General features: G+C 71.1%; 8 protein-coding genes. 7 read left to right on the top strand and 1 reads right to left on the bottom strand.

Annotated elements, in window-relative coordinates; all coding sequences use genetic code 11:
* Positions 1 to 9: 9 nt before the first annotated feature.
* Together N4G63_RS27735 and N4G63_RS27740 are read left to right on the top strand one after the other, a co-directional pair.
* The gene (locus tag N4G63_RS27735; RefSeq protein WP_314600528.1) at positions 10 to 2853 is read left to right on the top strand and encodes a TonB-dependent receptor domain-containing protein; all 2844 of its coding nucleotides are present in this window, start codon (positions 10 to 12) and stop codon (positions 2851 to 2853) included.
* Between the two features lie 27 nt (positions 2854 to 2880).
* On the top strand, positions 2881 to 4320 hold the full coding sequence (locus tag N4G63_RS27740) for an aldehyde dehydrogenase family protein (RefSeq protein WP_314600529.1): 1440 nt from the start codon (positions 2881 to 2883) through the stop codon (positions 4318 to 4320).
* Positions 4321 to 4409: 89 nt separating this feature from the next.
* Here the strand turns inward: N4G63_RS27740 and N4G63_RS27745 are convergent, their stop codons facing one another.
* Positions 4410 to 5486, bottom strand: a complete 1077-nt coding sequence (locus N4G63_RS27745) for a LacI family DNA-binding transcriptional regulator (RefSeq protein WP_314600530.1) — start codon at positions 5484 to 5486, stop codon at positions 4410 to 4412.
* 254 nt (positions 5487 to 5740) lie between these two features.
* Here N4G63_RS27745 and N4G63_RS27750 point away from each other — a divergent pair, with 254 nt between their 5' ends.
* The 5 genes from N4G63_RS27750 (at position 5741) to N4G63_RS27770 (ending at position 13938) form a co-directional block, all read left to right on the top strand.
* On the top strand, positions 5741 to 8752 hold the full coding sequence (locus N4G63_RS27750) for a TonB-dependent receptor (RefSeq protein ID WP_314600531.1): 3012 nt from the start codon (positions 5741 to 5743) through the stop codon (positions 8750 to 8752).
* 94 nt (positions 8753 to 8846) lie between these two features.
* Positions 8847 to 10511, top strand: a complete 1665-nt coding sequence (locus tag N4G63_RS27755) for a tryptophan halogenase family protein (RefSeq protein ID WP_314600532.1) — start codon at positions 8847 to 8849, stop codon at positions 10509 to 10511.
* A 44-nt stretch (positions 10512 to 10555) separates the two neighbouring features.
* Positions 10556 to 11263: a SapC family protein gene (locus N4G63_RS27760; RefSeq protein WP_314600533.1), complete on the top strand. Its 708-nt coding sequence runs from the start codon at positions 10556 to 10558 to the stop codon at positions 11261 to 11263.
* A 37-nt stretch (positions 11264 to 11300) separates the two neighbouring features.
* Complete coding sequence (locus N4G63_RS27765) at positions 11301 to 12350, top strand: cupin-like domain-containing protein (RefSeq protein WP_443112109.1); 1050 nt, start codon at positions 11301 to 11303, stop codon at positions 12348 to 12350.
* A 37-nt stretch (positions 12351 to 12387) separates the two neighbouring features.
* Positions 12388 to 13938 (top strand): tryptophan halogenase family protein, encoded by a 1551-nt coding sequence (locus tag N4G63_RS27770; protein WP_314600534.1) that lies wholly within the window; start codon positions 12388 to 12390, stop codon positions 13936 to 13938.
* Positions 13939 to 13964 lie beyond the last annotated feature (26 nt).

Genomic DNA, 13964 nt, shown 5'->3' on the forward strand with positions numbered 1-13964 from the left:
GGAGACAAGATGACCCCGCTACCGCATTGGCTGATCTGCGGCGCCAGCACACTGGTGCTGCTCGAGCCCGCCGCCGCCCAGACTGCCACCGCGCCGACGCCCGCCGCGCCGACGCCCGCCGCCCAGGGCGAGCCCACCGCCGTCACCATCACCGGCTCGCGCGTGATCCGCAACGGCGACACCAGCCCCTCGCCGGTGACCGTGATCGCCGCCGACGACATGCTCACCGCCAAGCCCGGCGCCACGCTGGCCGAGGCGCTGAACGCGCTGCCGGTGTTTGCCGGCTCGCGCGGGGCCGGCAGCAACCCCACCACCTCGGGCAGCGCGGCCGGCGGCAACGGCTCGGCCAACCAGCTCAACCTGCGCAACATCGGGGCCACGCGCACCCTGGTGCTGATGGACGGCAAGCGCGTGCCGCCCACGCTGTTCAATGGCGTGGTCGATGTCGACCTGATCCCGCAGATGTTCGTCGAGCGGGTGGATGTGGTGACCGGCGGCGTGTCGGCGGTGTACGGCTCGGATGCCATGACCGGGGTGGTGAACTACGTCATCAACCGCAAGTTCAACGGCGTCAAGCTCGATGTCAGCACCGGCCTGTCGGAGCGCGGCGACGCGGCCAAGTACAACGCCGGCGTCGGCTGGGGCGCCAAGCTGGGCGGCGGCCTGCACGCCGAGGCCGGGGTGGAGTACCGCCGCGAGGACGGCATCGGCCGCCGCTCCGACCGCGAGTGGATGAACCAGTGGGGCGTGACCGGCGCCGGCACCAGCGCCAGCCCCTATGTGCTGCAGGGCGATCTGCGGCAGAAGGACTACCCCTTCGGCGGCCTGATCACGCGCGGGGCGCTGGCCGGCCAGGTGTTCAGCAGCAACGGCGTGCTGAGCCCCTTTGTGGCCGGCAGCGGCACCGGCACTGCCGCCATCCAGGTGGGTGGCGATGGCGGCTACTGGGATTCGGGCCTGCTGGCGCGGCTGGAGGGCACCCAGCTGTTCGGCCGCCTGGACTACGAGATGAGCGAACGCCTGCGCGCCCATGTGCAGCTGTCGGGCAACCTCAAGACCAACACCAGCTACGCCGAGACCAACCAGCTCAACAACGTCTCGCTGCGCCGCAGCAACGCCTTCCTGCCCGCCGATGTGCAGGCGCTGATGCCCAGCAGCCAGACCACCTTCGGCTTCAGCAAGTTCATGGCCGATGCGCCGCGCGTGCAGGCCGATGCCGACTCGCGGCAGTGGGTGCTGACCAGCGGCCTGGAGGGCCGGCAGGGCGGCCTGGGCTGGAACCTCGACTACACCTACGGCCGCTCCACGCTGGCCACCGGCCTGAGCCAGGTGCTCAACCGCCAGAAGCTGGCCGCCGCGCTGGACGCGGTGTCCAGCGGCGGGCGCGTCGTCTGCGCCATCACGCTCAGCCACCCCGGCCTGGCCGATGACTGCGTGCCGCTGAACGTGTTCGGCCCCACGGCCTCGTCGGCCCAGGCGCTCGACTACGTGACCGACACGGTGCAGTTCGGCTCCACCACCGAGATGCACGACATCGGCGCCGGCCTGCGCGGCAGCCCGTTCAGCAGCTGGGCCGGCCCGGTCAATGCGGCCGCCTCGGCCGGCTGGCGCAAGGTGTCGTTCGCGTCGACCAGCAGCGCGCGGCCGACCGACCTGGTCAACTGCACCGGCCTGTCGCTGAACTGCAGCACCGGTGCCGCCCGCAACGAGTTCGTGTTTGGCGAAACGCCGCAGGGCGTCAGCCAGACGGTGTGGGAGCTGGCCGCCGAGGTGGACGTGCCGCTGCTCAAGAACGCCGCCTTCGCCAAGGCCCTGCATGCCAACGCCGCCGCGCGCCACACCCACTACAACACCAGCGGCACCTATGCCACCTGGAAGGCGGGCCTGGACTGGCATGTCACCGACACGCTGCGCATGCGCGCCACGCGCTCGCGCGACATCCGCGCGCCCACGCTGTACGACCTGTTTGCACCCGCCTCCAGCGTGCAGGTGCGGCCCACCGACCTGCTCACCGGCGCCAGCCCCACGGTGCCGTCGATCGACGAGTCGAACGAGTCGCTCACCGCCGAGATCGGCAACACCCTGACCCTGGGCCTGGTGTGGAAGGCGGCGCCCAGGCTCAGCCTGGCGCTCGACGCCTACCGCATCCGCATCTCCGATGCCATCACCTCGGTCACCGGCTCGACCGCGGCCTTCCAGCGCGCCTGCTACAGCAGTGGCGGCAGCTCGCCCTACTGCGCGCTGCAGCAGCGCCCCAACGGCTTTGCCGACACCTCGGCGGCCAATGCCGTGACGGCCTGGTATGTGCGCAGCGTCAACATCTCCGAGATCGAGACCTACGGCCTGGACCTCGAGGCCAACTACGCCACCACGCTGTTCGGCCGGCCGGCGTCGATGCGCCTGCTCACCGCGTGGCAGCCGCATGTGGTGTACCGCCAGCCCGATCTGGCCACGGTCGACCAGGGCGGCGTGGCCTTCGGGCCCGGCGGCCTGGCGGCCACGCCGGCGGTGCGCGTGACCGGCTTCTTGCGCATGCGGCCGGTCGAGGCCCTCACGGTGGACATCATGCAGCGCTGGCGCAGCGCCATGAAGCTCAGCGGCGATGCCAGCCAGGTCTGGGTCAACAACCGCATGGCCTCGTTTGCCACCACCGGCATCAACCTGGCGTACGACCTCGACACCGGCGTCGGCGAGCCGCAGCTGTTCTTCAACGTCGAGAACCTGTTCAACGCCACGCCGCCGCCCGGCGCGTTCTCGGGCAACGGCACCCGTGCCGGCCTGCGCGACGGCTACGCACTGGGCGACGACGTGCGCGGCCGCTACTACAGCGCCGGTGTGCGCATGCGTTTCTAGACCCCTCCCCAACCCCCCGCGTCCACGATGTACAAGAACCTGATCGACGGCCAGTGGCTGGCCGGCCCTGCCAGCAGCGCCAACCTCAACCCCTCGGACACGCGCGACTGCATCGGCCAGTACGCCCAGGCCGATGCCGCACAGGCCCGGGCGGCCATTGCCGCGGCCACGGCCGCCGCGCCGGCCTGGGGCCTGAGCACGCCGCAGCAGCGCTTCGAGCTGCTGGACGCGGTGGGCCACGAGATCCTGGCGCGCAAGGCCGAGCTGGGCGACCTGCTGGCCCGCGAAGAGGGCAAGACCCTGGCCGAGGCCATTGGCGAGGTGGCGCGCGCCGGGCAGATCTTCAAGTTCTTCGCCGGCGAGGCGCTGCGCCCGGCCGGCGAGCTGCTGCCCTCGGTGCGCCCCGGCGTGGGCGTGGAGATCACGCGCGAGCCGGTGGGCGTGGTGGGCCTGATCACGCCCTGGAACTTTCCGCTCGCCATCCCGGCGTGGAAGGTGGCACCGGCGCTGGCCCACGGCAACGCGGTGGTGCTCAAGCCGGCCGATCTGGTGCCCGGCAGCGCCTGGGCGCTGGCCGACATCCTGCACCGCGCCGGCCTGCCGCCGGGCGTGTTCAACCTGGTGATGGGCCGCGGCGCGGTGGTTGGCCAGGCGCTGCTGCACGACGAGCGGGTCAACGCCATCAGCTTCACCGGCTCGGTGGGCACCGGCCGCCAGGTGGCCCAGGCCTGCGCGGCGCGCATGGCGCGCTGCCAGCTCGAGATGGGTGGCAAGAACCCCTTCATCGTGCTCGACGACGTCGATCTGGCGCTGGCCGTGAACTGCGCCGTCAACAGCGGCTTCTTCTCCACCGGGCAGCGCTGCACGGCCAGCAGCCGGGTCATCGTCACCGAGGGCATCCACGACCGCTTCGTGGCGGCCATGGTCGAGCGCATGCGCGGGCTGAAGGTGGGCGACGCGCGCAAGCCGGGCACCGACATCGGCCCGGTGGTCGACGCCCGCCAGCTCGAGCAGGACCTGGCCTACATCGACATCGGCCGCCAGGAGGGCGCCACGCTGGCCGCCGGCGGCCAGGCCCTGGCCTGCAACGAGGACGGCGCCCCCGGCCACTACCTGCAGCCGGCGCTGTTCACCGACACCACGCCCGGCATGCGCATCAACCGCGAGGAGATCTTCGGCCCGGTGGTCAGCGTGCAGCGCGCCAAGAGCTACGAAGACGCCCTGGCCCTGGCCAACGACACGCCCTTCGGCCTGGCCGCGGGCATTGCCACCAGCAGCCTGAAACACGCCACGCACTTCAAGCGCCATGCCCAGGCCGGCATGGTGATGGTGAACCTGCCGACGGCGGGCGTGGACTACCACGTGCCGTTCGGCGGCCGCAAGGGCTCGAGCCTGGGCCCGCGCGAGCAGGGCCGCCATGCGGCCGAGTTCTACACCACGGTGAAAACCGGCTACACGCTGGCCTGAGCCGCACCAGGTAACGCCGGGCCGCCCCAGGTTTTCTTGACCCCCTCGGGGGACCTGAGGGCGGTGCGCCGGCAGGTCTGGGGGCGCGCTCAGCCGGCGCGCGCCGCGCTCGACTCGCGCACCACCATCTCGGGCGCCGACAGCTCGGCGGTGGGCTTGCGCCCGGCGATCAGGTCAAGAATCGCCTCGGCCGAGCGGCGGCCCAGCTCCACCACCGGCTGGCGCACGCTGGACAGCGGCGGCAGCGTGTACTGCGAGGTGGTCACGTCGTCAAAGCCCACCAGCGACATGTGCTGCGGCACCTGCAGGCCGCGCCGATGCAGCGCCAGCGCCGCGCCATAGGCCATCTGGTCGTTGGCCGCAAACACCGCGCTGAACGGCCGGCCGCTGTCGAGCAGGCGCTCCATCGCACGCAGGCCGCCTTCCTCGATGTAGTGGCCGTGCTGCAGCAGGGCCTCGTCGGGGGCGATGCCGGCCGCCGCCAGCGCGCTGCGCCAGCCCTGCTCGCGCACCATTGCGTCGGGGTGCTCGGGGTCGCCGCCGATGAAGGCGATGCGGCGGTGGCCCAGCGCCAGCAGGTGCTCGGTGGCCAGGCGCGCGCCCTGCAGGTTGTCGAAGGCCAGCGAGCACAGGCCCGGCGCCTTCAGCGTGCGCCCGGTCACCACCACCGGCAGCTGGCGCGCCAGCGCCTTGACGGCGCTGTCGGTGATGCGGCCGTCCAGCAGGATCAGGCCATCCACCCGGCGCGCGCGCAGCATCTCGATGCAGCGCGCCTCGTCGCCGGCCGTCCAGTGGCCGCTGACGAACAGCGGGCTGTAGCCGGCCAGCTGCAGCACATCCTCGATGCCGCGCAGCGCGCCGCCGTAGAACGGCGAATCGATCACCTGCGTGACCACGCCGATGCTCAGCGTGCGCCCGCCGGCCAGGCCGCGCGCCACCGGGTTGGGCACGAAGCCCAGCGCCTCGATGGCATCGGCCACGGCCTGCTTCTTGGCATCGGCCACGATGGCCGTGCCGTTGATGATGCGCGACACGGTGCTGGGCGACACGCCGGCACGCTCGGCCACCTGTTGCAGCGTGACCACGCCGCCGGCCCTGGCGGCGCGGGCAGCGCGGGCGCCCTGCGGGGCGCGTGGCCGCGGGGTCGCGTCAGAGTCTCGGGCCATGGGCGGGGTAGCGACAGCAGCTGGGTTGGCGCGCAGTGTACGGGCCACCGCGGCGGCCCCGGGCCCTGGCTTGCCCGGGTAGTCGAAAGCGCTTTCAACAACACCAAGGGTGACTACTAGGTGGCAAGGCGCGGCGACCGGCTTACGCTCTTGCAAGCGCTTTCAAGCTGGTTTGCGCACCAGCAGCAGACCCGGGTGCGGTGCTGGCGTCCCACGCCGCAGCCCGATCGTCCACGAATGTCGGAGACAAGCCCATGAGCTCACAACGCCCCGCGATCCGCCCGGCCGGCCGGCCCCCTGCCTTCCGCGTCACGCGCCTGGCCGCCGCCTGCGGCATGCTGCTGGCCGGCGCCTCGGCCGCCCAGGCCCAGCAGGCCGCCGCTGCGCCCGCCGCCGCCGCCAGCCAGCCCACGCAGACCGTGGTGGTGAAGGGCATCCGCAAGAGCGTCGAATCGGCGCTGGCGCTCAAGCGCGAGGCCCATGGCATCGTCGACGGCATCGTGGCCGAGGACATCGGCCGCTTCCCCGATGCCAACCTGGCCGAGGCCATGCAGCGCATCAGCGGCGTGGCCATCGACCGCAACAGCCAGGGCGAGGGCTCCAAGATCACCGTGCGCGGCGTCGGCCCTGACTTCAACCTGGTGCTGTTCAACGGCCGCCAGATGCCGGCGTCCACCATCCAGGGCACCGGGCCGTCCAACTCGCGCGCCTTCGACTTTGCCAACCTGGCGGCCGAGTCCATCAGCGCGCTCGAGGTCTACAAGACCAGCCGCGCGGCCAGCCCCAGCGGCGGCATCGGCGCCACGATCAACGTCAAGACCACGCGGCCGCTCGAAGACCCGGGCCTGAAGGCCACCATCGGCCTCAAGACGATGTTCGACAAGTCGAACGAACGCCTGCCCAGCACGGTGAGTGGCGACTCCATGACGCCCGAGGTCTCGGGCCTGTACAGCAACACCTTTGCCGGCAACACGGTGGGCGTCGCCCTTGCCGCCAGCTACCAAAAGCGCAACGGCGGCTACAACCAGGTCTCGGTGAGCAACGGCTGGCGCAGCTTCAAGGGCGCCACCAACGACTGGGGCACGATCCCGCAGAACGGCAGCCCCGGCAGCGAGCGCATCACCAACCGCCCGGGCGCCACCGACACCTACTCGGTGCCGCAGAACATCGGCTACAGCACCACCGGCGTGCAGACCGAGCGCATCAACGGCCAGCTGACGCTGCAGTACAAGCCCGCCAGCAACATCACCACCACGCTCGACTACACGCTGTCGGACTACACCGTGCAGTCCAAGCGCAATGACCTGTCGGCCTGGTTCAACTTCGGGCCGACCACCAGCACCTGGACCAATGGCCCGGTGGCCGCACCGCTGCTCTACAAGGAGCTGATCCCCGCCGGCACCAGCGACGTGGCCATGGGCGCGGCGCAGTTCGCCACCAAGACCGAGCTGCGCTCGCTGGGCTTCAACCTCGAGTGGAAGCTCAGCGACCGCCTGCGCTTCGGCGCCGACCTGCACCAGTCGACCTCCACCACCCGGCCCGACAGCCCCTACGGCAGCGACGCGGTGCTGGGCAGCGCGGTGTTTCGCCGCGGCGACACCGCGGTGGACTTCTCCAGGGACTTCCCGGTGCTGATGCTGACCAACACCAGCGTCCCGGCCTCGGAGCAGCTGGTCACCGGTTCGTCGTTCCGCAGCAGCTACATGAAGGCCGAGATCGACCAGCTGCAGCTCAAGGGCCAGTACCGCTTCGAGGACGCCTCCAAGCTCGACTTCGGCCTGAGCATGACCACGGCCAACAACCGCACCGCCTACGGCAACGTCGACCGCGGCACCTGGGGCGGCACCGGCACGCCGGCCGACTACCCCGACAGCGCCTTCCAGTCCGACACCCTGGCCAAGTACTTCAGCCGCATCTCGGGCAGCAACGACCCGCGCATGTTCAACCAGTGGAACGTGTGGGACTTCAAGACCATCCGCGACGTGGCCGCCAAGGTGGTGGGCGACGAGTCGCAGTTCCTGGCCCCCACCACCTACACCACCGACCGCCGGGTGAAGGAAGAGTCGCAAAGCCTGTACCTGCAGTACGGCCGCGAGTTCGATCTCGGCACCCAGCCGGTGACCATGAACGTGGGCCTGCGCTACGAGAGCACCAAGGTCACCTCGTCGTCCAGGGTGCCCATCGCCACCAGCCTGAGCTGGGAGTCCAACAACGAGCTGCTGGTCAAGTACGGCGCCGCGGGCTTCACCACGCTGAAGGGCAAGTACAGCCATGTGCTGCCCAGCCTCGACTTCGACACCGACCTCAACGACAACCTCAAGCTGCGCCTGAGCTATGGCGAGACCATCGGCCGGCCCGGCTGGGGCGACATCCAGGGTGGCCAGACCTTGGCCAACCCGGTGCGCTTTGACGGCGGCACCGGTTCGTCGGGCGATCCCAGCCTCAAGCCGCTCAAGAGCAAGAACTCCGACATCTCGCTCGAGTACTACTACGGCAAGGCCAGCTTCGTGGCGGTGGGCCTGTTCGAGAAGCGGATCAACAACTACATCGGCGTCACCATCCAGAAGTCCACGCCCTTCAACCTGGCCACGCCGATCGGCGGCGCGATGTACCGCGAGGCCGTGGCCAGGGGCTGCGTCACCAGCGACGTGACCTGCATCCGCAACTACATCCTGCGCAACTTCAACGGCCAGAACGGCGTCGTCAAGAACGCCGCCGACGATGTCAACGGCAATGCCACCGGCGTGATCCCCGGCGTGGCGGGCGATCCGATCGCCAGCTTCAACATCACCATGCCGGCCAACCAGAAGGCGGCCGGGCTGCGCGGGCTGGAAGTCAATGTGCAGCACCGCTTCGGCAACAGCGGCTTCGGTCTGGGCGCCAACTACACCGTGGTGGCCTCGGGCCTGAAGTACGACGACGCCAGCCTGGGCGAGCAGTTCGCGCTGGAAGGCCTGGGCAACTCGGCCAACCTGGTGGGCTTCTGGGAGAACGACCAGTGGCATGTGCGCGCCGCCTACAACTGGCGCGGCAAGTTCCTGTCGGGGCGCTTCGACAGCGACCGGGCCAACCCGGTCTACACCCAGGCCTACGGCCAGCTCGACGTGAACTTCGGCTACAAGGTCAACAAGAACCTGTCGTTCCAGGTCGAGCTGCGCAACCTCAACGATGGTGTCATCCGTCTGCACAGCCGCAACGAGCACCAGCTCGAGTACGCCACCCAGACCGGCCGACGCTACCTGGCCGCCGCGCGCTACACCTTCTGACGGGCCACGCAGGAGCGCGCCTTGCGGGCGCCTCCTGCGCAGCGTGTCCGCGGTCCACCGGCTGCGTTTAAAGTGACTGCATGACGGTTCTCCGATGGGCCCGACCGTGAACGACGCCATCCGCCACGTGGTGGTGCTGGGGGGCGGCTCGGCCGGCTGGCTGGTGGCCGCTCTGATCGCCGCCGAGCATGGTGGTGCGCAGGCCGACGGCCTGCGCGTCACGCTGATCGAATCGGCCGAGCAGCCACCCATCGGCGTGGGCGAGGGCACCTGGCCCAGCATGCGCGACACGCTGCGCCGCATCGGCCTGCCCGAGACCACGCTGCTGCGCGACTGCGATGCCTCGTTCAAGCAGGGCTCGCGCTTCGATGGCTGGGCCAGCGGTGCGCCCGGCGATGTCTACCACCACCCGTTCTCGCTGCCGCAGGGCCATGGCGACGTCGACCTGGTCGCGCCCTGGCTGGCCGGCCATGGCGACCAGGCCTTTGCCACGCTGGTGAGCCACCAGCCGGCGCTGTGCGACGCCGGCCGCGCGCCCAAGCAGGCGGGCACGCCCGAGTACGCCGCCGTGGCCAACTACGGCTACCACTTCGACGCCGCCAAGTTCGGCCTGGCGCTGCGCACGCATGCGGTGCAGCGCCTGGGCGTGCGCCATGTGGTCGACGAGGTCACGGCCGTGCGCGCGCACACCGGCAACGGCCGCGCCGGCCAGGTGGCGGGCGACATCGCCGCGCTGATCACGCGCGGGCCGGGCGACCGGGCCGGCGACCAGGCAGGAGATGGGGCAGGCGACCGGGCAGGGCAGGGCCCGGGCGAGGTGGCGGGCGACCTGTTCATCGACTGCTCGGGCCTGGCCGCGCGCCTGATCGGCCAGCACTACGGCGTGCCGCTGTGCAGTGCGCGCGAGGTGCTGTTCAACGACCGTGCGCTGGCCGTGCAGCTGCCCTATGCGCAGCCCGACGCGCCGATCGCCTCGCAAACCATTGCCACCGCCTGCGCCAGCGGCTGGATCTGGGACATCGGCCTGCCCACGCGCCGCGGTGTGGGCCTGGTCTACAGCAGCGGCCACACCCGCGACGAGCTGGCCGCCGAGACCTTGCGGGCCCATGTGCAGCGCAGCGGCGGCCCGGCCGACATTGCGCCGCGCAGCATCCGCTTCGAGCCGGGCCACCGCGCCCGCTTCTGGCAGAACAACTGCGTGGCGGTGGGCCTGGCCTCGGGCTTCATCGAGCCGCTGGAGGCCTCGGCCCTGGCGCTGGTGGAGCTGTCGGCCGCGATGATCAGCGACGAGCTGCCGGCCACGCGGGCCGACATGGACATCGTGGCGCGGCGCTTCAACGCACGCTTTGCGCACCGCTGGCAGCGCGTGATCGAGTTCCTGAAGCTGCACTATGTGCTGAGCCGGCGCGTGGACGACACGGCCCACGGCTACTGGCGCAGCCACCGCGACGACGCCACCCAGCCCGAGCGCCTGCGCGAGCTGCTGCTGCTGTGGCGGCACCGCCCGCCCTACCGGCACGACTTTGAATGCGTGGACGAGGTGTTTCCGTCGGCCAGCTGGCAGTACGTGCTGTACGGCATGGGCTTTCGGCCGGCACCCGGTGGCCACACCCGGCGCGCCGGGCCGCCGGCGCTGGCCGAGCGCCGCTTTCAAGAGGCCGCCCAGCTGGCGCGCCGCATGCTGGCCGGCCTGCCCGACAACCGCGCGCTGATCAACCACATCCGCCAGCATGGCCTGGCGGCACTGCCCGCCGCCTGACCCGTCCACCGTCTCAACCGCCTCAACCGCTGCCCCCCCGCACCATGACCCACGCCGTCGCGCTCGACCCCGCCCAGCACCAGGCGCTGCGCATCCTCACCAGCCGTGGCGCCGCCTGGGGCGACGAGGCCATGTCGGCCCTGGTGGTGCCCAACGAGTTCCGCGCCGTGCAGGCCTGCTACCCGATCGTCTTCGAGCCCACCGCCAACGGCAGCTTCCAGCCGGTGGCGCTGTTCGGGCTGGAGCCCGGGCAGAACCTGTTCCTGGGCCTCAACGGCTGGGACGCGCCCTGCCTGCCGATGAGCGTGGAGCGCCAGCCCTTCCTGATCGGCCGGGCCGGCGATCAGCTCAGCGTGCATGTCGACCTGGCGCACCCGCGCATCAGCCAGACCCACGGCGAGCCGGTGTTCGACGCCATGGGCATGCCCGGCCCCTACCTCGAGCGCATCACCGCCCTGCTGGGCGCGCTGCACGAGGGCGTGCAGCAGTTGCCGGCCTTCATCGACGCGCTGCTGGCCCACGAGCTGCTCGAGTCCTTCGTGCTCGACATCACCGATGCCGATGGCAGCACCAGCCGCCTGGCCGGCTACTACACCCTGCACGAGGAGCGCCTGGCCGCGCTGGATGGACGCGCGCTCACCGCGCTGCACCATGCCGGCCACCTGGCGCTGATCTACATGGTGCTGGCCTCCACGGCGCAGTTTCCGGCGCTGATCGAGCGGCGCAAGCGCCGCCAGACCGGCCTGGCCTGAGCGGCTGAGGCCGTCCGCGCGCGCCGCCATGCCTGCCATGCCTGCCATGCCCGCGATGACCGCGATGACCGCGATGCGCGAGCTGCACGGCCTGCACGCCGATGCCCTGCCCGAGGCCGTGCTCACCAGCACCCAGCCGCTGCTGCTGCGCGGCCTGGTGGCGCACTGGCCGGTGGCCCGGGCCGGGCTGCAAGGCCCGCACGCGGTGGCCGACTACCTGCGCGGCTTTGGCGCCGATGCGGCGGTGGGCGTGCTGCTGGGCCCGCCCGAGATCGGCGGCCGCTTCTTCTACAACGACAGCCTCACCGGCATGAACTTCCGCCGCGAGGGCGGCCGCCTGGGCCGCGTGCTGGATGCGCTGCTGCAACTGGCGGCCGCGCCGCCCGGCGCACCACCGCCGCCCGCGCTGTACGTGGGCTCGACCTCGGTCGACAGCTGCCTGCCGGGCTTTCGCGCGGCCAACGATCTGGGCGACGCCGGCGTGCAGGCGCGCGAGCCGCTGGCCAGCCTCTGGCTGGGCAACCGCACGCGCATTGCCGCGCACTTCGACCTGCCCGACAACATCGCCTGCGTGGTGGCCGGGCGGCGTCGCTTCACGCTGTTTCCGCCCGAGGCGGTGGCCGATCTGTACGTGGGCCCGCTCGACCTCACGCCCGCCGGCCAGGCCATCAGCCTGGTGGACATGGCGGCGCCCGACTTCGAGCGCTTTCCGCGCTTTGCCAAGGCCTTGCAAGTGGCCCAGGTGGCCGAGCTGGCGCCGGGCGACGCGATCTTCATCCCCAGCCTGTGGTGGCACCAGGTCGAGGCGCTGGAGCCCTTCAACGTGCTGGTCAACTACTGGTGGCGGCAAAGCCCCGCGCAGATGGATTCACCGATGGCCACGCTGCTGATGGCCCTGCTGACCCTGCGCGACCTGCCGCCCGCGCAGCGCGAGGCCTGGCGCGCGCTGTTCTCGCACTATGTGTTCGATGCCGACGGCGACACGGCCGCGCACATTGCGCCGCATGCGCGCAGCGTGCTGGCGCCGCTGGATGCCGGCGGCGCGCAGGCCCTGCGCCAGCAGATCATCAAGCGGCTCACCCGTTGAGCCCGCGCGACGCCACCCGCCCCTGAAAACCCCGCCCATGAGCCCTGATACCCCCGCCGCAGCCAGCACGCAGCCCGTGCGCCGCATCGTCATCGCCGGCGGCGGCACCGCCGGCTGGATGGTGGCCGCCTGCATCTCCAAGACGCTGGGCCAGCTGCTCGACATCCGGCTGATCGAATCGGACGAGATCGGCACCGTGGGCGTGGGCGAGGCCACCATCCCCACGCTGCACACCTTTCACGAGCTGCTGGGCATCCACGAGCAGGAGTTCATGGCCGCCACCCAGGCCACCTTCAAGCTGGGCATCCGCTTCGAGGGCTGGCGCGATGTGGGCGAGGACTACATCCACTCCTTCGGCCTGACCGGGCAGGACCACTGGACTGCCGGCTTCCAGCACTTCTGGCTGAAGGGCCGCGCCCGCGGCCTGGCGGCCGACTACGGCGCCTACTGCCTGGAGCTGCGCGCCGCCGAGGAAAGCCGCTTCGCCCACCTGCCGCGCAACGGCCTGAACTACGCCTACCACCTGGACGCCACGCTGTACGCGCGCTTTCTGCGCCAGATGAGCCAGGCCCACGGCGTGCAGCGCATCGAGGGCAAGATCGTCGAGGTGCGCCAGGCGCCGCCCACGCACCCAGGCGAGCCGGGCGACATCCAGGCCCTGCGGCTGGACAACGGCGCGCTGATCGAGGGCGACCTGTTCATCGACTGCACCGGCATGCGCTCGCTGCTGCTGGGCCAGACGCTGGGCGTGGCCTACCAGGACTGGTCGCACTGGCTGCCCTGCGACAGCGCGGTGGCGGTGCAGACCGCCTCGGTGGCGCCGGCCGTGCCCTATACCCGCTCGATCGCGCACACCTTCGGCTGGCAGTGGCGCATTCCGCTGCAGCACCGCGTGGGCAACGGCCTGGTGTACGCCAGCCGCGACCTGCCCGACGACCAGGCCGGCGCGGCCCTGCTGCAGCGGGTGCAGGGCGAGGTGCTGACCCAGCCGCGCGTCATCAAGTTCACGCCCGGCCAGCGCGAGGTGGTGTGGCGGCGCAACTGCGTGGCCATCGGCCTGGCCAGCGGCTTTCTCGAACCGCTGGAATCGACCAGCATCCACCTGATCCAGCGCGGCGTGCTCAAGCTGATGCAGCTGTTTCCGCAGCACGGCATCCGCCAGACCGACATCGACGAATACAACCGCCAGTGCCGCGACGAGATGCAGCACATCCGCGACTTCATCATCCTGCACTACCACGTGACCCACCGCGACGACGTGGCCTTCTGGCGCCACTGCCGCACGATGGACGTGCCCGACTCGCTGCGCCACCGCATCGCGCTGTTCCGCGAGACGGCGCGGGTGTTCCGCGTGCCCAACGAGCTGTTTGCCGAGAACTCGTGGATCCAGGTGATGCTGGGCCAGGGCATCGTGCCGCAGCAGCACCACCCGGTGGCCGACCTGATGGGCGACGCCGAGCTTGACGGCTTTCTGCGCGAGATCCGCGGCCGTGTCGAGCGCAGCCTGGGCCAGCTGCCCGAGCATGCCGCGTACGTGGCGCGCTACAGCGGCACGCCGCAGCGCGGGCCGGTCAGCCCCGCGCACTGAGGGCCGCGGCCCCGGCGCCTGGCCGA

The sequence above is a fragment of the Aquabacterium sp. OR-4 genome (genome assembly GCF_025290835.2).
In the GTDB taxonomy this organism is placed as follows: Bacteria; Pseudomonadota; Gammaproteobacteria; order Burkholderiales; family Burkholderiaceae_C; genus Pseudaquabacterium.